The sequence below is a fragment of the Paenibacillus sp. GCM10027630 genome (assembly GCF_042676305.1).
In the GTDB taxonomy this organism is placed as follows: Bacteria; Bacillota; Bacilli; order Paenibacillales; family NBRC-103111; genus Paenibacillus_S.
Map to the genome: position 1 here is coordinate 63,205 of NZ_JBHTGY010000032.1, position 25,347 is coordinate 88,551.

Annotated in this window: 19 protein-coding genes; 3 read left to right on the plus strand and 16 right to left on the minus strand. The window is 46.1% G+C overall.

The genetic code is table 11. From position 1 onward, the window contains the following. Positions 1–119: 119 nt before the first annotated feature. The 6 genes from ACFQ0C_RS15630 to ACFQ0C_RS15655 all read right to left on the minus strand — a co-directional run bounded on the left by ACFQ0C_RS15630 (position 120) and on the right by ACFQ0C_RS15655 (position 6,525). Positions 120–1,085: an ABC transporter ATP-binding protein gene (locus ACFQ0C_RS15630; protein ID WP_258211563.1), complete on the minus strand. Its 966-nt coding sequence runs from the start codon at positions 1,083–1,085 to the stop codon at positions 120–122. Next, positions 1,082–2,065, minus strand: coding sequence for an ABC transporter ATP-binding protein (locus ACFQ0C_RS15635; RefSeq protein WP_379368005.1), 984 nt, complete (start codon positions 2,063–2,065; stop codon positions 1,082–1,084). Before ACFQ0C_RS15635 ends, ACFQ0C_RS15630 begins: the two co-directional genes overlap by 4 nt. A gap of 21 nt (positions 2,066–2,086) precedes the next feature. Further along, positions 2,087–2,986 carry an ABC transporter permease gene (locus ACFQ0C_RS15640; protein WP_258211565.1) on the minus strand — a complete coding sequence of 300 codons (900 nt, stop codon included), beginning with the start codon at positions 2,984–2,986 and terminating at the stop codon, positions 2,087–2,089. Beyond that, on the minus strand, positions 2,979–3,926 hold the full coding sequence (locus ACFQ0C_RS15645; protein ID WP_379368006.1) for an ABC transporter permease: 948 nt from the start codon (positions 3,924–3,926) through the stop codon (positions 2,979–2,981). The genes ACFQ0C_RS15640 and ACFQ0C_RS15645 overlap by 8 nt, the downstream gene beginning before the upstream one ends. Before the next feature lie 76 nt (positions 3,927–4,002). Further along, positions 4,003–5,658, minus strand: a complete 1,656-nt coding sequence (locus ACFQ0C_RS15650; RefSeq protein ID WP_258211567.1) for an ABC transporter substrate-binding protein — start codon at positions 5,656–5,658, stop codon at positions 4,003–4,005. Positions 5,659–5,694: 36 nt separating this feature from the next. Beyond that, entirely contained in the window at positions 5,695–6,525 is an 831-nt protein-coding gene (locus tag ACFQ0C_RS15655) for an IclR family transcriptional regulator (RefSeq protein ID WP_379368007.1), read from the minus strand. Positions 6,526–6,770: 245 nt separating this feature from the next. Here ACFQ0C_RS15655 and ACFQ0C_RS15660 point away from each other — a divergent pair, with 245 nt between their 5' ends. Then, a complete protein-coding gene (locus ACFQ0C_RS15660; protein ID WP_379368008.1) occupies positions 6,771–7,619 on the plus strand; it encodes an alpha/beta fold hydrolase in 849 nt (282 codons plus the stop codon). Positions 7,620–7,638: 19 nt separating this feature from the next. Next, positions 7,639–8,871, plus strand: coding sequence for a dipeptidase (locus ACFQ0C_RS15665; RefSeq protein WP_379368009.1), 1,233 nt, complete (start codon positions 7,639–7,641; stop codon positions 8,869–8,871). 82 nt (positions 8,872–8,953) lie between these two features. Here ACFQ0C_RS15665 and ACFQ0C_RS15670 read toward each other — a convergent pair whose 3' ends face one another. From ACFQ0C_RS15670 to ACFQ0C_RS15695, 6 genes are all read right to left on the minus strand, one after another. Next, the gene (locus ACFQ0C_RS15670) at positions 8,954–10,798 is read right to left on the minus strand and encodes a glycoside hydrolase family 97 protein (protein ID WP_379368010.1); all 1,845 of its coding nucleotides are present in this window, start codon (positions 10,796–10,798) and stop codon (positions 8,954–8,956) included. Between the two features lie 43 nt (positions 10,799–10,841). After that, positions 10,842–11,741 (minus strand): carbohydrate ABC transporter permease, encoded by a 900-nt coding sequence (locus ACFQ0C_RS15675; protein WP_379368011.1) that lies wholly within the window; start codon positions 11,739–11,741, stop codon positions 10,842–10,844. Between the two features lie 69 nt (positions 11,742–11,810). Further along, positions 11,811–12,782 carry an ABC transporter permease gene (locus tag ACFQ0C_RS15680; protein ID WP_379368012.1) on the minus strand — a complete coding sequence of 324 codons (972 nt, stop codon included), beginning with the start codon at positions 12,780–12,782 and terminating at the stop codon, positions 11,811–11,813. Between the two features lie 104 nt (positions 12,783–12,886). After that, the gene (locus ACFQ0C_RS15685; protein WP_379368013.1) at positions 12,887–14,557 is read right to left on the minus strand and encodes an extracellular solute-binding protein; all 1,671 of its coding nucleotides are present in this window, start codon (positions 14,555–14,557) and stop codon (positions 12,887–12,889) included. 755 nt (positions 14,558–15,312) lie between these two features. Further along, entirely contained in the window at positions 15,313–16,413 is a 1,101-nt protein-coding gene (locus tag ACFQ0C_RS15690) for a response regulator (protein ID WP_379368014.1), read from the minus strand. A gap of 12 nt (positions 16,414–16,425) precedes the next feature. Continuing rightward, a complete protein-coding gene (locus tag ACFQ0C_RS15695; RefSeq protein WP_379368015.1) occupies positions 16,426–18,228 on the minus strand; it encodes a sensor histidine kinase in 1,803 nt (600 codons plus the stop codon). Between the two features lie 148 nt (positions 18,229–18,376). Here ACFQ0C_RS15695 and ACFQ0C_RS15700 point away from each other — a divergent pair, with 148 nt between their 5' ends. After that, the gene (locus ACFQ0C_RS15700; protein ID WP_258211577.1) at positions 18,377–18,868 is read left to right on the plus strand and encodes a hypothetical protein; all 492 of its coding nucleotides are present in this window, start codon (positions 18,377–18,379) and stop codon (positions 18,866–18,868) included. Here the strand turns inward: ACFQ0C_RS15700 and ACFQ0C_RS15705 are convergent. The 4 genes from ACFQ0C_RS15705 to ACFQ0C_RS15720 form a co-directional block, all read right to left on the minus strand. Further along, entirely contained in the window at positions 18,810–21,917 is a 3,108-nt protein-coding gene (locus tag ACFQ0C_RS15705) for an efflux RND transporter permease subunit (protein ID WP_379368016.1), read from the minus strand. The two genes, ACFQ0C_RS15700 and ACFQ0C_RS15705, sit on opposite strands and share 59 nt — an antisense overlap. 127 nt (positions 21,918–22,044) lie before the next feature. Continuing rightward, a complete protein-coding gene (locus tag ACFQ0C_RS15710; RefSeq protein WP_379368017.1) occupies positions 22,045–22,680 on the minus strand; it encodes a DUF6677 family protein in 636 nt (211 codons plus the stop codon). Between the two features lie 24 nt (positions 22,681–22,704). After that, positions 22,705–23,190 carry a hypothetical protein gene (locus ACFQ0C_RS15715; RefSeq protein WP_379368018.1) on the minus strand — a complete coding sequence of 162 codons (486 nt, stop codon included), beginning with the start codon at positions 23,188–23,190 and terminating at the stop codon, positions 22,705–22,707. Then, entirely contained in the window at positions 23,177–23,743 is a 567-nt protein-coding gene (locus ACFQ0C_RS15720; RefSeq protein ID WP_258211581.1) for an RNA polymerase sigma factor, read from the minus strand. Before ACFQ0C_RS15720 ends, ACFQ0C_RS15715 begins: the two co-directional genes overlap by 14 nt. Positions 23,744–25,347 lie beyond the last annotated feature (1,604 nt).

The window sequence follows — 25,347 nt, forward strand, 5'->3', positions numbered from 1 at the left end:
ATACTTGTCTATGCAAGTAAGTGGCAGGACGAATGTTAACTACGGAAAAAAGCACATCCGGAAGATGTGCTTTTTCGATGTTATTGCTTGTAAACCATAAGGTTCGTATTATAAATTGGCTAATACAAAAAGCAGGCCACCTGGTGGTCGGGCAAAACTTCTTTAAGTGACGGTCGCTCAAGAGAGCAGCGATCGAAAGCTTTGGGACAGCGTGTATGGAACGGACAACCAAGGGGCGGATTAGCAGGGCTTGGTACATCGCCCTGGAGTATAATCCGCTCCCGCCGCACCGTTCGCTTCGGCTCTGGGGCCGCAGAGAGCAGCGCTTCCGTGTAAGGATGCAGCGGCTTTTGGAACAGGCTCTGCTTGGAAGCAATCTCAACCATGTTCCCTAAATACATCACGCCTACCCGGTCGCTGATATGTTTGACGACCGCGAGATTATGCGAGATAAAAATATACGATAAATTAAATTGATGCTTTAATTCGACCATAAGATTCAGAATCTGCGATTGAATGGAAACATCAAGCGCGGAAACCGCTTCGTCTGCCACGATCAGCTTCGGATTGAGCGCCAACGCGCGGGCTATCCCGATCCTTTGACGTTGTCCCCCCGAAAATTCATGCGGATGCCGGAATCGGTCTCCTGACCGGAGGCCGACTGTCTCCAGAAGCTTGATCACTTCCTGATCGATATCCGATTTGGACGTCTGTCCGTGGATGTGAAACGGTTCTGCGATTAAATCGCGGATCGTCATTTTCTGATTGAGCGACGAAGAAGGATCTTGAAATATCATTTGAAAATCCTTGCGCAGCTTTCGCAGGCTAGCAGGGCTCATTTGCGCGATATTTTGGCCGTTGAACAGGATACTGCCCTCCGTTGGTTCCAAAACCCGCATCACCATGCGCCCCATAGTCGATTTACCGCAGCCGGATTCTCCTACGATGCCGAGAGTTTCGCCCGCATTCACTGTGAACGATACCCCATCAACAGCTTTGACGTGACCAACCGTTTTACGAAAAAATCCCGATTTGATCGGAAAATATTTTTTAAGATCCTTCACTTCAAGCAGCAGTTCGCTCATAGCTTGCCTCCACTCTGAACTAAATCGCAGCGAACGAAATGCCCCGGTTCAATTTCCCGCAATTCAGGCAATTTTCGGGCACATGAAGGCTGTGCCCTTTCACAGCGATCCGTAAACCGGCAGCCGGGAGGAAATGCCGCTGCGCTTGGCACCGTACCCGGAATCGAATACAGCACATCCTTCTCATCATCCAATGAAGGGATGGAGGCGAGCAGCGCCTGGGTGTAAGGATGCAGCGGAGTATCGAAAATCGTATCCGCATGTACGCTTTCAACAACCTGCCCGGCATACATGACTACTACATGATCGGCCATCTCGGCAACGACGCCAAGATCATGCGTAATCAAGATGATGGACGTGTTCAACTCATCCCGCATTTTTTTCATCAGCTCGAGCACCTGAATTTGGATGGTCACGTCCAAAGCAGTTGTCGGCTCGTCCGCGATCAGCAGTCTGGGCTCACAGACCATCGCCATCGCGATCATAACCCGTTGGCGCATGCCTCCGGACAATTGATGCGGGTACTCTTTCACAATGTGCTCGGCCCGGGGTACTCCAACGAACCTCAGCATCTCTACTGCCTTAATGTTCGCTTCGGCCGTGGAAACCGAACGGTGGCGCAGCAGCACTTCCGTGATCTGCTCACCGACCTTCATTACCGGATTTAACGCAGTCATTGGCTCTTGAAAGATCATCGAAATCCGATTGCCGCGAATTTCCGTCATTTCCTTTTCCGCCAGCTTCGTCAAATCTTTTCCTTCAAACCAGACCTCTCCATCAACGATACGCCCCGCCGGCTTTGCCAGCAGCTGCATAATGGATAGAGAGGTAATGCTTTTGCCGCTGCCCGATTCTCCGACAATGCAGACGATTTGCCCTTCGTCCACATCTAGATCGACACCGTCCACGGCGCGAATCACCGCGTTTTTGGTATGAAAGTATGTTTTCAAATTGCGGATTTCTATAAGTTTATTCGCCATGACAAGCTCCTCTTTCTGGAGTCACCGCTTTAGCTTGGGATCTAGGACGTCCCGCAGCGCTTCACCCAGCAGGCTGTATGCCAATACGGTTACCAAGATGAGCACTCCGGGATAAACAGCCAGCTCGGGTGCAGTCCAAATGTAATTCTGCGAATTCTGAAGCATGTTCCCCCATGAGGCAAGCGGCGGTTGAATGCCGAGTCCCAGGTAAGACAGTCCTGATTCGGCCAATATCGCCCACCCTATCCCAAGTGTCGCCAAGACGATAATGGATGAGAACGTCTGTGGAATGACATGCCGGAACAGGATGCGCCAAGGGCCGGCGCCAAGCGTTGTTTCAGCTTCAACCAAGCTGCTGCTGCGCCATTTTAGCACTTCTGCATGCACGATTCGAGCCATCTGAGGCCAGTAGGTCAGACCAACAGCAAATATGACGACCGGTGGGCTATTCCCGAATGAAGTGATTTCGATCAGAATGAGAAAAAACGACGGGATCGAAAGCATCATGTCCACGATGCGCATAATGATGTATTCTGTAGTGCCGCCGAAAAATCCCGCCATCGAGCCAAGCAAGCCACCAAGCACAACGGCAAGCGCCATGGCTGCAAGTCCAACCATCAGCGTAATTCTGCCTCCGGAAACGATCCTCGCCAGTTCATCTCGGCCAAGCTCGTCGGTTCCAATCCAGTGTGCGGCACTTGCAGGCTGCGTGACCGCCAGCGGATCGGTATCCGTAGGTGAATGACTTAGAACCCACGGAGCGATAAGTACAAATAGATGCATAATAAGCAAATAAGCTAAGGCTATTTTCCCAAGAACGGATAAGTTTCGGAGAGTCTTCTGAAAACCTGTCATCATCCCTGGGGCGGCTACGGATGCGTCGGTCCATTGTTTATCTTGCACAGCAGCCAACTTACTCATAGCGTATTCTCGGATCCAGGACGGAATATAAAAGGTCCGTCACAATATTAGTAATGATTACAATCGTTCCTACCATTAAGGTTAAGCCCATCACCACGGTATAATCACGATTGGTTGCTGCCTGTACAGCCAATCGACCCATTCCAGGCCAGCCAAACACATTCTCTACAACCACCGAGCCCCCAAGCAAAATCGGAATGATTAGCCCGACGATAGCTGCGATCGGAATGAGGGCGTTGCGCAATGCATGCTTGAAAAAGACGCTGAAGCTTTTAAGTCCCTTCGCTCTGGCTGTACGTATGTAGTCAAGATCAATGACGTCAACCATAGCTGAACGGGTAAATCGGACAATATTCGGCAGCATGAGAATCGATAAAGTCAGCATAGGCATTATCATATGCTTAGCCAAGTCCCCCAACGAAAAGACGCTGCCCGCCGTAATCATACCGGAAGGCGGAAGCATTTGGTACGTCACGGCAAAAATGATGATCAGCAAAATTCCCAGCCAAAATTCAGGAATGGCCATGCCGAAAGTAGACATAAATGTAATTGACCTGTCAAGCCAGCTCCCCCGCTTCACCGCAGCGATAACACCCAGAGGAATCCCAATCAACAAAGTAAAAACCAATGTCGCTGCTGACAGTAATACCGTATTTGGAAACCGCTCAGCGAGTAAAGTTGCAACAGGCTGTTGGGAATCAAGCGATCTCCCCAAATCGCCTTTAACTACACCACCCAACCATTCGAAATATCGTTGAACAACTGGCTTGTCGAGGCCGAGCTGCTTTGTTAGCGCTTCCCTTTGCTGCGCAGTCGATTCGAAATTCATGATGGCCGAAGGCCCGCCGGGAGCCAGGTTGATGAGGAAGAAGGTCAGGATCGACACGAGTAATAGCGTGATAATTCCTTGACCGATCCGTAAAGTAATAAATCGGGACACCAGGCAGCTCCTCCCTTTTCTTCCAAGGTGCATGGCACGTAGAATTCATTACTCGCACCCTGGAAAGAAAGTATTGTTATTTTTGAATCGTCCATTCCGTAATATGATCCTCAGCTACAATGAAGGTCGTTTTGGGCACCGTTAAGCTTTTTTGTGTAGCCACGGCCATAGTAGGATACCAGAGGTATAGATAAGGCAGCTCTTCTGCGGTTAATGTTTGCACATCATTGTAAATTTTTACCCGTTCTTCCGTAGTTTTGGCTTTACGTCCATCCTCAAGCAATTTATCGAGTGCAGCATTTTTGTAGCCTGGGATATTGTTGCCTTTACCTGCGGAGCTGCTGTGATAATAAGCTAGAACATCCGGATCGACCGGTGCGCGCCACCAGCAAAGTGTTGCATCGTATTGACGGTTTCCGACTACCTTCTGCACGTAAGTGTTCCAGTCGATAACCTGAAGATTAACTTTCACGCCAACCTTTTGCCAATATTGTTGAACCAGCTGAGAGGCTTGAACCAACACGCCGTATTGTCCGGCAGGCATATTCACCTCGAGCACCTGGCCATTCTTTTGCATGAACCCGTCCGCACCCGGCGTGTATCCAGCTTCTTTAAGCAACGATTTCGCTTTCTCCGGATCAAATGCATAATTCTTCACGTTCTTGTTGTAATATTTCTCCTGGATCGGTGCGAGTGGTCCGGTTGCTACTGAGCCGTAGCCTTTCAACACTCCCTTGATGATTGACTCTCGGTCGATAGCGTACAATAGAGCTTGCCGAACTTTGACATCACGGAAACGCTCCTGGGATTGATCCAATGCGATCCAGAAATAGTTGTTATCCAGCACTTCATTGACGTTCAGATTCGGATTCGACTTCAACTTCTCCAACAGGTTCGGATCCTGTACGTTGATCATGGAAAGCGTACCGGATAGCAGCTGTGCGATTTGTGTGTTGTTGTCCGGAATGATGTTGAAAACGATCTTGCTGAATTTGGCGCCCCCACCGTAATAATTGGGATTACGCTCCAATTCTACGAATTGGCCTGCTGAATATTTGGTGAGGATAAAAGGTCCTGTGCCAACCGGCTTCTCTTTGTTGAACGTAGTCAGCTTCCAAGGGTCTTGTCCCTCAAAGATATGCTTGGGCAAAATTTTGGCGTACCATGCCAAATAATTCGGCAAGGAGGACCAGGGCTTCTTAAGCACGAACTGCACTTGAGTTGGACTGACGGCAACAACCTTATCCACATCCACGAAGTTAGATGAGTTGCTGGCACCCAGCTCTTTCTTCAGAACGATTTCATTAAAAGTATAGACGACGTCATCGGCTGTGAATGGTTTGCCATCGCTCCAATTGACATCTTTCTTGAGATTGAACGTCCAGCTCATGCCATCGTCAGCCGGTTTCCAATCCGTCGCAAGAGCCGGGACCGGCTGGTAATCAGTGCCCCATTTGGTTAAGCCGTCAAACAAAATTTCCGTAACAGGCTGGGATTCTGCGAAGCCGGTAGGGAACCATGGATTGAAGTTAGGCTCAGCGTTAATGGCCATATTTACTGTAGCATTCGAAACTGCAGCCGTAGCCGCAGGTGCAGGCGCAGCCGAATTATTCGGCGCCGGACTGGGAGCGCTCGAGCCCGCGTTAGGGTTGATGCTGCAGCCAGAGATGGCCAGCACCCCAGCCAGAAGACAAGCGATTGTAACGGTCAATAATGGTTTGCGTTTATGCATGTGTACATTATTCCCCCTTATAATGATAAATGGATTTCACTGTGGTTCATCGAGTCGTCGGGTTGGAAAATAACCGAGAATCCTGGAAATCTTGTTGGCTGCTTCGACTGTTATTTGGCCCAACATAGGTATGTCGTCCTGGCTTACTCTAATAGTCGGCCCGCCGGCGCTAATGGCGGCAATCAATTTACCGTTCTTGCCAAAGATCGGTGCTCCTACACCAATAGCTCCTGCTTCATAATCTTCATCGCTAATGCTGTAACCCCTCTTGCGAATTTGATCCAATTCGAAACGCAGAAGATTTGGATCCGACACCGTTTTTTCGGTCATTTTCTGATAGTGCGGAACCATGCTTAATACCTTCTCCTGTTCCTCTACAGGCAAATGTGCAAGCATCGCCTTCGGACAAGCCCCCGCATGCAGAGGCATCCGTTCGCCCAGACGGGACATTAAACGCAGTCCTTGCTTACTGTGGCGCCGGGCTATGATGGTGGATTGTCCCTCAAGCAAGCAGCACAGATTGACGGTTTCACCTGTCGCTTGCTGCAGCTGTTCCATAATCGGCTGTGCCAGCTCCTCAAGCGGAGCGTCATGCTCAACTGCCATCGCCAAGTTATATACCATTGCTGTAACCAGGTACTGCCCCCCTGCTTCCATCCGCAGAAGGCCAAACTCCTCAAGTGATTTCAAGCTGCGAAACACCTGGTTTTTGGACAATCCAGTCAAGCTTTCCAACTCTCCAATAGTGAAACGGTAAGGCGGCTCACAAAACGAAAACAACACCTGCAGCGTTTTCATAACTGACTCGATGGCGTATCGGGATTCGCCAGTTTTACGTTCAGTAGCGGCAGGCAAATTCTCTTCCAAAATTCAAACCCTCCTTAATCTTAAACCTTATGTTTTGATTTATTTTAAACGCTTTTGTTTGATTTAGTCAAACAGTTTTTATTCAATAAAATAATATTTTGCAGGATTTTAGAAAATAACGTAGAATTGAACTGTAATGACTGGTGAATTCCACCATTATTTTAGTTTTTTCGTTTTTATAATCAAACTTGTTTTATTTTCAGTTAACAAAGCAGGACGATTTTTAACGGAAAGGAAGTAGGTACATGCTTAAAAAGATGAACATAAACGGCGTCACTCTTTATGTTGAGGATCAAGGCGAAGGTCCGGCGATCATTACTCTTCATGGCGGACCGGGACTCGGCTCCAGACATGGCGACGCCGCCGTCTATGGAACGTTTGCTTCCGAGGGATATCGTGCGATTTCCTATGATCAACGGGGAAACGGCCAATCGGAAGGCGCAGAGCCATACAGCCACGAGCAGTTCAATGCCGATACAGAAGCGCTGCGCACTGAGCTCGGATTAGGTAAGATCATCATAGCCGGAGGTTCTTATGGCGGGTATTTGGCTCTTGAATATGCGCTTCGGTATCCAGAGAACGTAGCCGGCATTGTGCTTCGCGATACGGCGGCTTCCAATGCTTACCGCTATACGGCACATGAACGTGCGATGAAAAGCGGCCTTCCCGGCATTACGCAGGAGCTGTTGGACCGGCTGTTCAACGGACAAGCTAAAGACAACGACGATTTCCGGTCGATGTATGCGGCTATTCTACCATTATATTGGGTCAAGTTTACGCAGGCCGATTTGGACAACCATCTTAACTCACTCATTTTTCGTTACGAAACCCACAACTGGGCATTTTCCCATAACCAGCCCAATTTCAATATCGTCGACCGGTTGAAAACGATCCAAGCTCCGACTCTCGTTCTATGTGGACGGCATGACTGGATTACGCCGCTTGAAGCATCCGAAGAAATCGCCCGTGAAATCCCGAACAGCCGCTTGGTTGTGTTTGAGAATAGCGGTCATTCCCCACAGAATGAAGAACGCGAGAAATTCCAGGCGGAAGTCCGCCGATTTTTGAACGAAGTTGTACCTACTTCCAAATAATGAGAGGCGTGATTACATCATGAATAAAAAAAATTACCGCGGTTACCAGTCGTATCAATATCTCGAGCCGGGCATAGATTTCAAGAGCTTTGAGCTTGTGAAGGAAACAACGCTGTTCCCCGAATATATTGTTCCGATAACTGAAGATCAAGAAGCACGCGTACAAAACATTCTTGCCGAAAACATCGTCATCTCGCTGCATGAACATACGTTCAAAGCGCCGGCCAACCTGAATGAATTTCTGGAATTCCGCCGTTGGGGCCGTGATTTTACTGGATACGAAGGGTTATCCCGTTCCGGGCTGGACTGCGTGTTCGATAATTTGATGAACGGCACTGCTATGATCACCTCACGCGGGGGCTGGAAGTGGGACGATATTCTTTACGATCTTGGCATGCGTTTGAGCGATATCGCCCATCAGGATATGGTCATCATGGGCTTAACCACGGATGATATTCGCCGTGCCAAGCAAAATGGTCAAATCGCATTCGTTGCGTCTATTGAAGGGGCCAGCATGATTGAGAATGAACTTGACCGCCTCGATATTCTTTACGGCTTCGGTGTTCGCTGCATGGGGATCGCCTATAGTGAAGGCAACTCCCTTGGCATGGGCTTGAAGGAAAAAAGTGGCGGATTAACCGAATTCGGCAAGCAAGCCGTACGCCGTATGAACAAACTCGGCATGGCCATCGATGTTTCTCACTCCAATGACCAAACCTCTCTGGATACCATTGAGGTGAGCGATAAGCCGATCTTCATCACACATGCCGGAGCTCGTGCTCTGTGGAATACGAACCGCCTCAAGCCGGACGATGTCATCAAAGCTTGTGCGGCCAAAGGCGGAGTTATCGCGATCGAAGCAGCACCGCATACAACAATCACCCAGAACCATCCCAAGCATAACATCGAATCCTTCATGGAGCATTTCGAATACTGCGTCCAGCTTGTAGGAATAGATCATGTTACGTTCGGACCCGATACTTTATTCGGCGACCATGTCGCTATACACAAAGCGCTTTCCGAAGCGCTGTCGCTTTCCGCGTCCAAAGGCAACATGCCATATGAGAAGGTGGAATATGTCGAAGGACTGGAAAATCCCGGCGACTGCTTCCCGAATATCGTCCGTTGGCTCGTTAAGCATGGCTACTCCGATCAAGATATCGCCAAGGTGATCGGCGGTAATACGATGCGGGTATTGGAAGAAGTATGGTGCGACCCGAAGAAGCAAGGCCACGGACCGAATCACAAGTAAACAATGGATTCTGTATTCCTTACTAATAAAAGACCTCCGATCCCCGTTGAATAATGGGATTGGAGGTCTTTTCATTTTGCTTTTATGAACTAACTTTCCCCGACTTCGTAATCCGAATCACACTGCCACCATTAACTTTAAGCGGAAGATGCAGCGTATCGTTGCAGGTTACCGTTTCCTTGCGCACCGTAATTTCAGTGGAATGCTTAAATCGGTAATGGTCCAAGGGACCGAAAACCTCCTCATAGATCTCCGCTTCATAAGCTTCCCCGCTCTCCAGAAAATCAAGGGAGATATGAGCCTTTCTTCCTCCAGCGGCACATATGGAGCCCACGAACCAATCTTCCCCGCTTCTTCTGGCCATTGATACAAAACGTCCTGGGTAGCCCTCGAGCAGAACGGTTTGATCCCATGCCGCCGGAACCTGCTTCAAGAACGGATTCCCGATGCTTTCCTCATATGCTTCAATCGAATCAGCAAAATTTTGTACGGCCGATTCGAAAATAACCGCCAAAGCCAATTGATGGCAATGCCCTGTACGAGTCAGCCTTGAAAAAGTAACCGGCGTATAATCCATTGCCCCCACGACGTTGCGTGTGAACGGAACTGTGCAATTATGAGCTGCGTTAGGCCCTTCGTTCAAATCATTTTTCCAATATTCAGCTCCGAGAATACCTTCTCTGGTCATGACATGCGGCCAACGGCGCTCCTCCCCAGATGGTTTGGTTGAGCCATGGTAATTGATCATAAGTTTGTATTCCATCGCAACGCGAGCAATCATGTCATACACCTGGATTCGCTCTTGAGCATCGCTGTCGAAGAAATCAACCTTGACCCCTTTCACTCCCCAACCAGCCCAAAGCACGAGCTTCCGTCTGCATTCATCTTCCTCTTTCAAATTTTTGAAATGGGACCACAGCCAAATGCCCACCCCTTTCGGTTCTGCATACTGGATCAGCTCTGGGACATCTGTAGTGCTTTCCTCTCGATCCCAACCACCGTCAACAAGCGAATATTCCCAGCCCATCTCAGCGGCAAAATCAACAAAACGCTTTTGTTTCTCCTGATCTCTCGGGGACATGCTGTCAGGATGCCAAGACCAAGCGGAGCGGCCCGGTTTGATCCATGAAATATCTTCGACCTCCGAAGGCGGGTTCAAATGGAACACCAAAGTGGATTCCACAATAGCAGCCAGATCGCCGCCGATGATCGCAGTTCTCCAAGGTGTGGCAAATGGACCCTTCGTCACATTCGGCACTGCCTGATCCGGGGCGAAGGCAAGATCGAGCGTACGCAACTTCTCTCTGCTTACTTTCACATGAGATGCGCAGTATTCGCCATATACGGCTGCTTCCGTCAGCAGCATCCAGCCGTCATTGCCCACCTGGAACAGCATCGGGAAGGCGTAATCCTCTTCATCCATTAGCTCAAGCATACTGTGATCATAAGTTCGCTCATAACATTCCATGAACTTTTGTGCCCACACATTAACAAGTGTCTCCTGAGGCAGTACAAATTCGGTAGGTTCAGAAGTAATCTGTATTTCTCCTTCTTCTGGAAGCTGATAGCGAAACGCAATGCCATCGTTATAAGCACGGCACACCAACAGCAGCTCATGCCCGTTTTTATCCAAGTAAAGCGTTAGCTCATTAGCGTGATTTAAATAATGACTAGTTTTTCCATGAGGAAGCTTGTAAGCTTCATCAATGACAGTATGGACAGCTTTATTGAACGAGAGTCCCTCCGTATAGCTCTCCCTCTCCGTCACGATCCCTAGAGAAGAAAACGCCAGAATAGACTTTCCAGCTCTGTTTACCGTATACCCCAGCTTTCCTTGCCCATCCAGCGCTACAATGAATTCAATGGAACCATCCGGAGATTGAAGTGACCAGCTTTGCTCTACTAATGATCCAACCGCTTGCTTCATAATACAATAACCCTCCCAAGCCTATTTGATTGATTCGCAGCATTTATCCCTTCAAGGAACCGATCATGACACCTTTGACAAAATGCTTTTGCACAAAAGGATACATGATAATCAGTGGCAAGCTAGCAAAAATAATTAAAGAATATTTCAACAGCTCGTTCAAATACAGCCTTTGGTTCTGATCCGCTACATCCAATGTCAAATTGTCCGATGTATTTAACAGCAATATTTCTCTCAAGAAAATTTGCAGCGGATATTTGTTTTTGTCCGACAAATACAGCAAAGCATCGAAAAAGCTGTTCCAATGATCCACTGCATAAAATAAGCTAATAACAGCGATAATTGCACCCGACACAGGCAGCACAATGCTCGTCATAAAGCGGAAATTACTACAGCCGTCGATCTTCGCTGACTCGAGCAATTCATCGGGAATATTACTGCGAAAGAAGCTCATAGCCACAATAACATTAAAAACGCTAAGTGCATTCGGTATAAGCAGCGCCCATCTTGTATTAAGAAGACCCAGATCCTTAACCAGCAAATAAGTCGGAATCATTCCACCGGAAAAAATCATCGTAAAGGTAAACAATAACAAGATAAACTTGCGGCCAGACAAATCTTTCCTGGACAGCGGATATGCAGCTGCAATAGTCAGGACAACATTAATACAAGTGCCTATAATCGTATAAAATAAACTGTTCGCGTATCCCGTCCATACATTTTTGTACGCAATAACCGCTTTATATCCTTCCAAACCAGGCTCCACTGGCAGAAGCCATACTCTCCCCGACATCAATGCCCCAGGCGAACTGAAGGAAGCGCTGATAACATAAATGAGCGGATACGAAACGGCAAGCAATATGATACATGAAAGGATGCTAATCAGGACGGTAAACATTTTGTCACTGCCCGTTTCTTTCCCGATCCTCTGTTCTTTCATCATCTTCCCTCCTTGTGCTTATCTTCCTTGCAAAAAAAGCTGAAGCTGGCATTGCAAGCAGGAGCCTCTGCTTTACCATAAGCTGGTATCATTCACCTTTCGGGCGATGCGATTGACCGCTATGATCAGAATAACTCCAATGATGGATTTGAATAGACCAATGGCAGCAGCGTAAGAAAAGTTCGGCATTCCGGAAATGATGCCCACTTTATAAACATACGTATCAATGACTTCCGATGTCGATACATTGAGAGGATTTTGCAGCAGCAGCACCTTTTGAAACCCGATATTCATGATACGGCCGACATCCATAATAAGCAGGATAACGATCGTCGGTAAAATCCCGGGAATGTCGATATGCCATATCCGTCTCAGCTTGTTGGCCCCATCCATCCGGGCAGCCTCATGAAGCTGCGGGTCGATTCCTGATAAAGCCGCCAAATAAATGATGGAGCCCCAACCAGCCTGCTGCCACACTCCAGAGAACACATAGATGGATTTGAAATATTCAGGAGTTCCCAAGAAGTTAATCCGTTCTCCGCCTAATGCCACAATCATTGTGTTGACAAGACCTTCACGTGAAAGCAGCTGCACGATAATGCCAGCAATAACTACGATTGAAATAAAATGAGGCGCGTAGGTCGTCATTTGCAGCAGCTTCTTAAACCTTTTACTCGGTAAATAATTAATACATAATGCCAAAATGATCGGAGCGGGGAATCCGACAACAAGGTTATATACGCTCAACGTCAGTGTATTTTTCAACACATTCCAGAAATCATACGAATTGAAAAATCGTTCGAAATGTGTGAGCCCCACCCACCTGCTGTTAAAAACGCCCTGGACCACATTATAATTTTTAAATGCGATGACAAGACCTGTCATGGGAACATAATGGAATACAATTACATATACAAACGGGATTAAGAGCAGCGAATAGAGCTGCCAATTCTCCCTGATCTTTTTCAACTTTTTGAGCCTGCTATTAGCTGAAGCAGGGACATTGGCAGAAGGATGCAATTGGGTTTTAGCTTGATTCAACATTCGGAATCCTCTCCTTTGGGTAATTCTCCGAAGATCGCAAAGTAAGATTAACGATGCAATCTCCGGAGTCGGAGGCCCTGCTCATTCATTGTGAGGAAGCCGGATTACTTTTTGATTTTCGAATAATTTTCACGCATGATTTTTAAATATTGCTGCAATCCTGCATTGTCCAGTTCCTGAGTGTATTTACCCCAATCCTTTTCAATATCCAGGGAACCCGTAACGAATTTGAGCATAAAATCTTGTACGACTGTCGTAATGTTCTTTTGGATATCGCCGAACTTCGCCAGGTCTTCTTCTTTGAAGAACATATGAGGAACCTGCATTTCCGCCTTGGAAAACGGTTTGTACAGCTCCTTGGTGTTCGCCTGCAGCCTGACTTCCGTTTCCGCTTCCGGTGTGGCAGCCAAGGACATGCGGAAAGCTTCATCCTGGTATCGAGGGGCTGTTTGCGTCCAGCGGTTATTATTTTTTGTGCCGAACGGCATGATCATATGATAAGTAGCAGGTCTTCCGTCTATCCCTTTCATGCCGGCATCCGGCTTCTTCCAACCGACGCCTTCCTGCCCCAGATAATCGCTCCAGCCTTCATTAAGCTTGGCATGCTCATCGAAAAACCAATCGATCCAACGCATGCTCGCTTCCGGATTTTTATTGTTTCTTGTTATAACAAACGCTCCTGCGCTTGGAACATGTCCTCTATCGAACCCGAAGAATTGACCGTTCGGACCTTTTAATACCGGAACGGCAACATAATCCTTATATCGGCCGCTTGGTCCATTATCAATGGTCATGTTGCCCCAATACAGCGCGGTTCCCGCTCCAAGTCTTGAGCCCGCAGGATCTTCGGCCAGGGCAGTCAACGCTTTGCGGTCTTGAATGAACGCATCCGGCTGCAGCAAACCGTCCTGCACGAGCTTCCGTATGTATTTAAGCCCTTCTTTGTAGCCCGGCTTATCAGCTGCAAATTCAACCTGCCCTTTGTCGACCATTAAGTAACTCGTTTTGTCGTAATATATGAAAGACTGCATAATGAAGCTTTCCGGCTCATTATTCGAATTAGTCGTTCCATTCGCCCCTGACAACGGGATTTCATCTGCCTTCCCATTGCCATTCGGATCTTTAGTCTTAAATGCCATCAATACATTATAAAGCTCCTCTGTTGTCGTTGGGATTTGTAAGCCAAGCTTGTCAAGCCAAGGCTTATAAATAAACATCTTTTTGGGCATTGTCGCATGAAATGTTTCCCCTACGTTCGGAATCGAATAAATCTTTCCGTCCGGCGTGTACATATATTGGTCAAGCCATGGCGAATTTTTCATCATTTTCTTCACATTAGGCGCATACTTCTCAATCAAATCATTGAGTGGCATAAACAATCCTTGGCTTCCGTAAGCGACCAACTGGCTATCCGTAATGCCTGCAGACATGAATACCTCGGGGAGATCCCCTCCGGCCAGCTTCACTTGAAGCTTCTCCGCCGCCGCAGACTTCGGCACAACCTCCCACTCTACATGAACATTTGTTTTGCTTTCATACCATTTCGTAAAATCATTGGTTTCCAGGTTTTCAACGTTTACATCCTGCTGAGTAAATACTTTCAGATTGATCTTTTCATCTGAAATCGGATACGTCCCAACCGGATTAATTTTCGCCCCATTGTTCTCTTTGGCACCACTGTTAGTGCCATCCTTCGTTCCATTGCAAGCGCTTAAGACCACAGACATACTGAGTACCAAACAAAATGACGATACAAGTAGTTTTTTCCTTTTCATCGGCCATACTCCCTTTTTAAAACTTTATCTTACTGCTCTCTCTATTATTATCAGCCAATGCCGACTAGCTCACAACAAGGCAATAGGATTAAAACCATAGTGATTTTTAGATGATTCCCAGGTTAATAGAAATTAAGAAAAAATTCTGATCGGAGCCCTTTCGATGGGGATACATTCGTGTTTTAATGGTAGCTTTGTTTGTGATAATGAAAGGGCTGTCCCAAAATTCATTTTGGAACAGCCCTTTCACGCCCTTCTTAGGTATTCTCAGCGAATAGCAGATATAAGGTCGCTTTCCAACGCGTGCTAATCGCGGGCTTCGGGATTCGTTTACAGTATGGCATGGGCAGCCTAGCGATCCCCACGCAATTATCAGGAAATTGTCACGTTATTTTCTCCCAAAAATAGCATTCCAAGCCCTATAACTGGAATTTCTCATGCTAATTCTAAGGATTTTGGCTGATCTCATCCCTATCACCTCTATTAGCAGGAGTTTTTCCAGTTAGATTGCTTTCAAACGATATCCAGGCTGGATTAACGGGAGGATTTCCATCTATCGTCTTTCTTTCCGCAGCCGTAAGAGTGTCCTAGTCTCCTTTACAATGCAAGAAACTTTGAGCATCGGTTCTCGCTCCATGACTTAAACAACATTAGAAAGGGTATCCCCACTTTAGTGTGTAAAGCACTTAAACTTTCTTATACGTCAAAAAAATCGGGAGCACACCCGATTCTTGAAGCATTTCTGACGAAAATGTCTATTCCACATTCAACTCAACCAGACGCCTGTACTCTTTGGGGGTCACCCCAAAGTATTCTTTAAACAGCTTGGAGAAATGCTCGCTATTCTCATAACCGACCCGGTTGGCAATTTGGTAAATTTTAAGCTGTTGGTCCAGCAGCATGAGCTTGGCTTGATTCATCCGAACCTCGACCAAATAATTCCATATCGTTATCCCTGTGCTTTGCTTGAACAATACGGTTAAATAAGATCTGCTCATCGGGATCAGATCCGCAAGCTCCTCCAGATTGATTTTTTCCGCATAATGCTCATCGATATATTGCTTTACGGAACCGACAACCTTAGCGTTCTCTTGAACGGCGCCACCCTTCACCATCTCGAATAAATCCAATATACCTCTCTCCAAGCGCATGACTGCACTTAGCCGAAAGTAAAATCGGGCATCTTCATGATGCAGAACTAACGATTCAAAGCCTAGTTCACTGTCTCTGACAGCTGTCATTGTAGGCTGTCCCAGCTTCACCTCTGCTGCCACCATCTGAATCCATGTGTAAGACAGAGCCTCCAACAAATACAAGGCCCCTCGACTCCACTCCTCCATACTATTGAGCGTATCTGCCACAAGCAGCGGGTATTTGGTGAACTGACGCGTTACAATCAAATCTTTCCAACGGCTCATGAGAGCTTGTGATTCGTGGATCCGCTTGGCCATCACATGATAAGCTCGATCTTTGCGTCGTTGATCAATCTGATTGCATGCATGATCTAGAGATTCGCTCAGAATTTCACGCTCAATCGGCTTTAGAATATAATCGGTGACACCCAGCTGGATAGCTCGTTGAGCATATTGAAAATCGTCGTAGCTGGACATAATGATACACTGCATCCATGGGTATTTCTGCTCAAGTAGCGGAATCATCGTCAATCCATCCATGATGGGCATACGAATGTCCGTTATGCAAATGTCTGCATAATTGCTTTCCAGCCACTTGAGCCCCTCAGCCCCATTGGAAGCCTCACCACAAATCTGCATGGTTTCATCGCCCAGCTGCTCCACCTTCGCGATAACGCCCGCACGAATGTGCTGCTCATCGTCGATAACTAATATACGTTTCACAGATGCTCCCCCTTACTGCTGTTGATTGCTTTTAATATAAGGAAATACAATTTGCACATAAGCCCCGCCCGAACTATTATTACCTATGGTCAGCCCCGCTTCTGCAGAAGTGTACAAGGTTGATAAGCGGTATTGGATATTCAGCAGACCTATTCTTTGAAAATGGCTCAACTGGAAATTTTTCCTCTGCAGTTCACCGGTCAGACTGTGCAATCGTTCCTCGTCAAATCCTTTACCATTATCGGATATGATCACTTCGACATGCCGATCCTCCACATTCCGAATAGAAATGGAAAGGTCAATGGATTGACCCGTAGTTTCCAGACCGTGTTTAAGAGCATTTTCGGCCAATGGCTGTAAAATAACCTTTAAGCATTCCGCATCCCGACATGACTCATCCATCTCCAGATGATAAGTAAACTGTCCCCGGTAACGAATGCGTATGATATGGAGGTACCGCCGCAAATGCCCAACCTCGTCGTTTATGGTAATACCCACTTGCTTATTATTGGCAATATATCTGAACATATGGGCAAGTGAAATTGTGATTTCCTCGATGTCCCGATGCTGGATCTGTGAAGCCATTGAGTTAATGATTTCGAGCGTATTGTACAAAAAATGGGCGTCTATCTGGGATTGCAGAGAAAAGAGAACGGATTGCTGCTCTGCAAGCTTCGATTCCGCAAGACGTTTGATCTGATCTTGCAAATCCTCCAGCATCGTATTATACGATTGCGCCAAATGGGTTATTTCATCCTGGCCCTCCACGGGCACGGGAACGTTAAATTTTCCTAACCCCGTTTGTTTCATCGACTGCTTCATTTTGGTCAGCCTGCGTGTGATCGAGAACGAAGCAAAGACGATCAAAGCTACCGAAAGTATCAGGCAAATAATCGTAGTAGCCAGCATCACATTACGAATCTTAAAAATGCTTTGAGCGATCTCATCGTACTGTAAAATAATGACTGATTTCCAATCCGTATTCGCTACCGGATCATAGATAACGATTTCCTTGGTATCGTCCAATACGAAAGCTCCTTCAGCAGAATCCTGAATTCGTTCTGTCATAGCCTGATTGAGTGGAGATAAGAACAGGTCCTTGTTAGGGTGCGCTACTATCGTTCCACTCGAATCCACAATAAGTCCTGTACCGTTGTCGCCCAAATGCATTTCATTCAATATGCTCTGGAGCAAATCCGGACGAATATCAATTTTTACATAAGTGGCCCCTTTAAATCCGAAACGTTTAATGAGTGATACGACCGGAATCGTAATAGGGTTAAGCCTGGAATCCATGTAGCTGTGGCTTTCTTCCACATGATAGCTTATATTTCCCACTACCGGAATTTCCCCAAACCAAGGCTCGTTTTTCATCGAATATCCGATGCGCTGTGCCCATTCAGGAGAAAAGAACGTCTGGTTTTCATTTATATTATAGAGACTAATCGATACAATCTCCGGATGAACATTAGCAAAGGGCTGGAGTTGATCCTTTTGAAGTATGGAATAAGGTACTAGTGACTCCACTTTCTTGTTAATGCTTAGGTTGGTCCATGTAGTCATTTCCTGACTTGTTCCAAGCGTCATCAGGAATCGCTCATATTCTTGTAAATAACGGCCCAGGTTCAAGTTAGCCTGCTTCAACACAAGCCCGCTCAGCCTGACTTCATCCCGTTCGATAACAGTCGTTACTTCCTTATTGACGAATAAACCTATCACTACAGAATTGCATAAAATGATAGCAGCAAATACGGAAACTAACTTCCATTTCAAGCTGGATCTCCAATTCGCTGTCCATCGTTGATATAGCTGCAATACATCTACCTCCCCTGCCAGATGAACAGTTTAAATTATCATCGTTTCTTGGGAGTTTGGCAATAGCCGACCCTGTAAAGACTTGTCCTTTAACCGTTCTCATGAGACAATTAGAAGAAGTCATCGGGGTAGATTTAGGAGGGGTTTTATGGTACATGGTTATCAAGAGAAGCGAGACCTGGAGCGTACGGCGGTAAAAATTTTCATCCAGATCTATAACCAAAACCATGATAAAAAGCTTAGGTTGCTGTACCAGCGGGAGCGCCCGGATGCAGTGCTGCAGGATTCGTACCATAGAAAAATGGGGGTGGAGATCACCCATTTATTTTATGATTCGGAAGAAGCCAAGATGCTGTTAGGCCGTTCTAAGGAAAGCGTCCACAGCCTTGAGGTTATTGAGATGTTAATCGAGGAATTAAACAAAAGGATCCAAACGAAGGAAATCAAAATAGATAAGTACTCCACCACTTACCCTATTGCGCTAATTATTAGAAATGCTTCCCCAGCCTTCGGAATGTCAGATATATTGCGTGCCAAAGAATTGATCTATAAACCTCAAGGAAAGTTCACCCATATATGGTTTATTTCTCGAGATGGAACGGATGAATGGTTGATGAAGGATTTACATGAGCTTTGCTAGCTGGGGCAAACTTATTTTTAAATACGTAGATAAGCTCGTAAATAATTGGCACGATAACCAGCGTAAGAAGCGTGGAGGTCGTAAGCCCTCCAATAACTACCACAGCCAATCCTTTGGAAATTAACGTCCCTTTGGAAAAACCAAGAGCAAGCGGCATCAAAGCTAAAATGGTCGCTCCTGCCGTCATAATAATCGGCCTCAATCTCGTCATTCCTGCTTCTACAAGCGAATCATGAACGGAGTGCCCCTGCTCTATAAGCTGCTGAACACGATCAATTAGCACAATAGCATTAGTTACAACGATACCGATCAGCATCAAGAATCCTATCATTGATGTTATATTGAGCGATTCCCCAGTAACGAGCAGCCCCAACAGACCCCCAATAGCTGCCAGGGGCAGGGAAAATAAGATGGCGAACGGAGCGCTGGCATTGCCGAAGGCAAGCACCATAACCAGGTAGACAATAAAGATGGATGCTGCCATGGCTGCGTACATTTGCGAGAAGCTATTGTCGATATCATCAGCGACCCCCTTCACCTCACGGCCTACACCTGGGGGGAGATCCAGCTTTCCTAGCTCCATTGAAATTTTATTGCTTACGCCGCCTTTATCCTTGCTGTCGATTTTGGCAGTTACCTTCAACACCTGCTTTTGCGCTTCGCGACTTATTACAACCGGTGCATCGATTAGTTTGACCTTGGCAATTTCATTAAGTTGAATAGTTTGGCCCGTCTGTGACTTCATAAGCAGCGTTCCCAGCTTGTCAACGGAATTTTTATACCTCGGTTCCAGCATCACCTTTGTCGCATAGGTTACATTATCGAACTTCAAATCCCCGAGCTTTTCCTCTTTGATCCAGTTATGCACATTTTCCAGTACTCCGGCGGTTGTGAATCCATAGATACCTGCTTTATTTTCATCAACTGTAACCTCGACTTCCGATTTGGACTTACTAAGACCGTCGGTAATATCATAAAGCTCGGGAAACTCCTTCATCTTCTCTCTGACCATTAACACCGCTTGCTGCAGGTAAAGCTGATCATCCCCTTGCAGTGAGTAAGAGAAATCGACACCGCCGCCGCTGCTCCCCCCGCTTAATAATTTACCTTTTACAGTAGCACCTTTCGGAAGTAAATTGAGGATCTCAGCTTCATATTTTTTAACCGCTTCATTGGCATTTGCAGTCTTGGCAACCTTGGTAAACATCGAGGTTCTATAAGCCGTTCGTTCACTGCTGAAGCTGTAGCCGACAAGCGCCTCATTGTAGATGAATAAAGGGTTGCCCTCTTGATCCCTGGCATCTCTGAGCATAGCTTCGATTTCCTTCGATTTGGCATTCATCGTTTCCATCGATGTTTCTCTCGGCATCTCAATTTGATAAAAAATTTGTCCGTCAGACTCGCCCTCCGGCATAAAGTCCTTAGCAAGCTGCGGAACGATTAGTACCATAGATAGAACAAACACGAGACCTGCGATGACCAAAGTTTTGATCCGGTGCTTCAGCGACCATATCAATGCTCTTTTGTAACGGCTCCCCATCCAATCAGCCTTGGACTCATCATGCTGTGGTATTGCACGGTTGTTCATTACCATAAGCTTCGCCAGCATCGGTATAACCGTCAACGCGACCAAAAGTGAGGATAACAAGGCACAGCCTAGCGTAAGAGCAAAGGGGCGAAATACTTCTCCGATCTCCCCGCTGACGAAAGCGATTGGAGCGAAAACCCCGACTGTCGTTATAGTTGAAGAGGTGATAGCTGCGGAAACCTGCTGAGTTGCCAGCTTGATCACGGATTCATTACGTTCATGAGCTTTTTGTAATTCGCTGTATATGTTTTCAATAACTACGATACTATCATCCACAACACGTCCAACCGCTATAGCTAAACCGCCTAATGTCATAATGTTAAGAGAAATACCGAGCGGATTCATGAACAACAAGGTAATGAGGATCGAAAGCGGAATTGAAACCAATACAATCAAGGTCATTCGTACATTTTTTAAAAACAGAAATATCATGAGAGAGGCCAACAAGGCACCCAGAATTCCTTCCTGGACCATGCCATGAACCGACTCTTTTATTAAAGTAGCACCATTCAGAACAATATGAAACTCCACTCCGGGCAGCTTCTGCTCCCATTCTGCGATCATACGGTCTACTGTGTTGGCAAACTCGACTTCATTCGCTCCTTTTGTTTTGTATAAAATTACGCCAATGGCTGGCTGATCATTCACCCTTGCAATGAAGGTCGACTCACTGATCGCTTCTACCTTGGCTAGCTGCTTAAGTAAAAGCGTCCCCCCTTGAGGTAACGATATTTTGAGATTTTCAAGATTATACAGGGAGTTGAGCTGCCCTCGAACCCGGACCATATGCGTATTTCCATTAAAATCGACCAAGCCTGCGGGTGTTGAAACTAAAGATGCCTGAATTAGGCCAGTAACCTGCCCCAGTGTAAGTCCGTAATTATTAATTGCCCCGGCATCCAATTTGATGGTTAACACACTTTCTTGATTTCCAGCGGAGTCAACATGGTCCATCCCGTTAATGGATTCAAAGCCGGGAAGGATAATATCCTTGTACATCTTATCGAGCTCATTCTGATTCATCCCATCACTTCCATATACGGCCATGTAATATACGGGACTGGAGGCGAAGCCATCCGTAAGCACCTTGGGCTTTTCCGCGCTTTGAGGCAGACGGACATTGGTGACGATGCTTTCCGCTTCTCTTTTGGCATCCTCCACTTTCTTGCCTTGCTCGAACTCCAAAACAATGGTTGAGCTATTGTCCTGCGAGGTGGATGTTAGGCTCTTCAGTCCTTGCAAGCCTGACACGGCTTTTTCGATCGGCTTGGTGATTTGTTCCATAATATCCTTAGGCGGAGCCGTATATTGGGCGGTGATGTAAACTCGCGTAGATGAAATATCCGGCATCATCTCAACCTTCAGCGTCGTTGCGGCATAACTGCCTCCCCCAAGCAGCAGCAGCATAATGATGAGTATGCCTGCAATGTTTTTCATCGAAAAATCAGTTAACTTGCTCATCCTTTTTACTCCTCCATAACCCTGCTAGTTAATACAGACACACTCATCTTATCTAAAACATCTGAGGATTAAGTGATGGAATCTCTTAATTTATTCTGAAGAATTACTGTAGATGTGCATAGGATTTTCACTGTTTTTTACTTTTGCCCAAAAATAAGAAGATACCTATAGCTATCAACACAATGGCGCCTACGTAGGAGCCCATTAATTCAAACAGCTCGGTAATCCACTGCGGCTTCGTGCTGAAAAAGAAGACCAGCATACCTCCGGCAATGAGCAGCAGCCCGAATTTTTTCGGATTGGATGTTAGGCCCAGCGGCACGTCAAACCACTGATTCATTTGCTTGAAATCCAGGTGCCCATTATAAAGGAAAGCATTTCTGGCATTGACCTTTTCGGTTGAATGCATAACGTCAAAAAGGCTATAGAAATAAATAACCGGAAACATCAACCCAAAAAAAGTCTGCACCGGGTTTCCCCCATTTTTATCGCCATCAAACGCTATGATCATGCAGATGTCCAAAACGATGAGCATCATTACCAGCAGCCCTTTTTGCATCAAACCCAAATAGAAGTGTCCGGTACCCGGGATGAAAAATGCTAACAATCCAGCCATCAGCTTGCTTTTATGTGCATAGGGAATGAAGGGCGGCGGAGTTAACGGGGGGCTCATTTGTTTAAAACGTTCTTCCATAAACGGATCCGTATCCTGTTCTTCATGCCTTATGTTTGAATGTGAATTATTAGTCAAATGTTCGTCCATAGCTGTTTCCTCCTAAATGTTTATTTATGATAAATGATTAAATAATGCAGCTATTTGATCCAGCAATTTATAGCTGATGGTCATTGATTTCAATATCGTCTCCTGCACACTAAAGCTAAATTGTCCGGCCCACTGATTTACGATCCGATGCAGCGTTCCGGAGGCTATGAAAATGTAAGTACCTGTAAATGCAATCATGGCGTGCATAATCTCCGTCCTCCAATTGGTGTAGCTTTTCTGCCCTGATGGAGCCTCTGACGAACCCTGATTCGCTACTTGGCCTGCTGCAGAAATCGAATCCATGACACGATCGGTGAAATCGTCGGCGGGCTGCAGGATAGGAAGAATGTCAAGCAGTTCGTTTATCGTCCGTTCCAGCTCAAGCTTCTCCAGACAAGCTGCACAGCAAGCCAAATGAGCATCCATCCATTGTTGTTCAAGCATCGTGCAGTCGTTAGTGAGGTAGCTGATCAGCAGAGCTTGGCTTGGGTGTTTTTTACGAAGACTCATCCCTGTTCACCTCCAACCATTTTTCCTTAAGCATCATTTTTCCACGGTACAGCCGGTTTTCTACTGCTTTAAGCGACAAATTAGTAACCGTGGCGATTTCCTGATACGACATTTGCTTATAGTGATACAAATACAAAATCAAACGGTATTTCTCCGGCATGCTTGAGAGCAAGGATTGTACAAGATGTCTCGTTTCGTTCAGCTCCGCCTGTTCCTCCGGCCCCTCCGAGCGTCTCGCAAACCAGCCCTTGACTTTATCCAGCACTGTCTCATTGAGCTTCTGTCCCTTAGACCGCTGGTAGTCCTTCACCAAATTGACAGTCAAACGATACAGCCATGTTGTAAATTTGGCATTGCCCTGATAGCCGTCCAGAAATCGGTACAGTTTAATAAATGCCTCCTGAGATAAATCCTCCGAGGTTTCGCGATGCTTCAACATCCGGTATATCAATGAGAAAATATAATTTTTATGCCGGTTCACAAGTATTCGATACGCATCCTGATTGCCTTGACGGACTTGTTCGACCAGCTGCTCATCCGTCCATTGCTCCATCGCTTCACCACCCAATTAATTTCCAGAAACGTGCACACGCAAGCCTAAACTATATAAATAAAGGGCTTCGATTCCACGTGAAGATCAGTTCCTTGCACCAGTTAAGCTTTTGTTCAAACAATTAAGCGATATTGTATCTGTTTTCCTTCTGTTATATAAGACGAGAAACGGCGCTGTCCCCCTCAGAAAAATAAAAAACATTTTTTCCCATTGGTTTTAGATGAAGAAATATTCTGGGAAGCATAAAAAGGACCGTCAGTCCAATCCTGACGATCCTGTTTGTGCAAACTTATACGTGTGTGTTGGAGGGAATTCGGTGTGGGGTTCCGAACGTTCTTGAAATCGTGTTCCTTGGATGGGTAGGCTTGCAGCGGTGGAAACACGATATGTTCAAACGCATACTTGCTTGGGAGGGAATTCTTTAAAGGTAGGCTGCATACCCGTGCATTCACCGGAGGTATCAGGGCGGACGCTCACGCCTCTTCACCCTACACCGATTCCCTCCTTGTTCTACACTGGGCTGCCTGCCCCTTCTTTCTTACTTTATCCGGTCTTCGATCCGGCATTTTTTTAATATTCTCTATGTACCTTCAAAGCTAAAGTCGGTGGCGTGTCTTCATCTCCTTTAACACCGCCAATCACTCGCTTAGACGGAAGTGAGGTGCGTTATTTCATTGTTTTAACGTTATTTTTCAAGCGAAACGGAACTAGGATCTCTTATTTGTTTAAAATATCGCATTTCTGACTATTAAAGTCGAAATAACGTATCGTAGTTCCGCGACTTCATGAAATGGGATGGGTTTTCAAACAATAGAGGATTGACGTTCCGTTAGTCAGCGGAATTCATGTTAGATGATCCAAAGACATAGCATAGGTGGATGAAAATGTTCATCAGGTTCCCACTCCCCCTAAGAGAGAGACTTCACCTATACTGTATATTGCGTTGGCTATCCGTACCAGATCGAAGGCCCGTAGACTAATCGTAATCTGTTGGCTTCCATACGTTCGAGTCCTTACTTCTACCTTCCAAAAATTAAAAATAAGGAGTAAGCTTCGCTCACCCCAAAACATATAAAGTCTGGTACAAAACGCCTTGCGGCATCACTAACTTTTACTTTCTCTTACTGAACGTAATCTAATCTCCCTATTTGTCTTGCTTCCCATTGAATTCATGATTCACAGGTAGCTGGCTACCTTTTCCATCGAAAACAGACTCTTTTAGTCAAGACAAGGCAAAAACGAACAAAGTATAAACACATAAACACCAAGAAACCGGTCTTTCCTCAAGTAAGGTGAACTGAAAGGGTCTGCGTTTCTTTCAAGTAATAAATTCGAAAAAGCTCAACCTCAAAATCAGTGCTTGCCACTAATCCGACCATCACTCCGCATAAATTCCTGCAAACATGCAGTTATTTTCTGCAAAAAGTTGCTGTTGAGAGGAAAAAACTGCGAAAATACAGCAATTTTCATATAATTCGGCCAGTTTCAACTAAGAATGAGAAAAAAGATGCACATTAAGTCAATTTCATAATTCAATTCTTTGAAAGTCAGACTGATCCCAAATCCATGGGCTCTTTTTTAAAAAATTATGCGACCTGCTTAGC

What these genes read in the sequence shown, in the direction of transcription:
- ACFQ0C_RS15640 (WP_258211565.1), bottom strand. Translation starts at nt 2,986, where the DNA reads ATGAGTAAGTTGGCTGCTGTGCAAGATAAACAATGGACCGACGCATCC.
- ACFQ0C_RS15685 (WP_379368013.1), bottom strand. Translation starts at nt 14,557, where the DNA reads ATGAAAAGGAAAAAACTACTTGTATCGTCATTTTGTTTGGTACTCAGT.
- ACFQ0C_RS15665 (WP_379368009.1), top strand. Translation starts at nt 7,639, where the DNA reads ATGAATAAAAAAAATTACCGCGGTTACCAGTCGTATCAATATCTCGAG.
- ACFQ0C_RS15705 (WP_379368016.1), bottom strand. Translation starts at nt 21,917, where the DNA reads ATGAGCAAGTTAACTGATTTTTCGATGAAAAACATTGCAGGCATACTC.
- ACFQ0C_RS15700 (WP_258211577.1), top strand. Translation starts at nt 18,377, where the DNA reads ATGGTACATGGTTATCAAGAGAAGCGAGACCTGGAGCGTACGGCGGTA.
- ACFQ0C_RS15720 (WP_258211581.1), bottom strand. Translation starts at nt 23,743, where the DNA reads ATGGAGCAATGGACGGATGAGCAGCTGGTCGAACAAGTCCGTCAAGGC.
- ACFQ0C_RS15635 (WP_379368005.1), bottom strand. Translation starts at nt 2,065, where the DNA reads ATGGCGAATAAACTTATAGAAATCCGCAATTTGAAAACATACTTTCAT.
- ACFQ0C_RS15675 (WP_379368011.1), bottom strand. Translation starts at nt 11,741, where the DNA reads ATGATGAAAGAACAGAGGATCGGGAAAGAAACGGGCAGTGACAAAATG.
- ACFQ0C_RS15630 (WP_258211563.1), bottom strand. Translation starts at nt 1,085, where the DNA reads ATGAGCGAACTGCTGCTTGAAGTGAAGGATCTTAAAAAATATTTTCCG.
- ACFQ0C_RS15650 (WP_258211567.1), bottom strand. Translation starts at nt 5,658, where the DNA reads ATGCATAAACGCAAACCATTATTGACCGTTACAATCGCTTGTCTTCTG.
- ACFQ0C_RS15660 (WP_379368008.1), top strand. Translation starts at nt 6,771, where the DNA reads ATGCTTAAAAAGATGAACATAAACGGCGTCACTCTTTATGTTGAGGAT.
- ACFQ0C_RS15715 (WP_379368018.1), bottom strand. Translation starts at nt 23,190, where the DNA reads ATGAGTCTTCGTAAAAAACACCCAAGCCAAGCTCTGCTGATCAGCTAC.
- ACFQ0C_RS15670 (WP_379368010.1), bottom strand. Translation starts at nt 10,798, where the DNA reads ATGAAGCAAGCGGTTGGATCATTAGTAGAGCAAAGCTGGTCACTTCAA.
- ACFQ0C_RS15710 (WP_379368017.1), bottom strand. Translation starts at nt 22,680, where the DNA reads ATGGACGAACATTTGACTAATAATTCACATTCAAACATAAGGCATGAA.
- ACFQ0C_RS15680 (WP_379368012.1), bottom strand. Translation starts at nt 12,782, where the DNA reads ATGTTGAATCAAGCTAAAACCCAATTGCATCCTTCTGCCAATGTCCCT.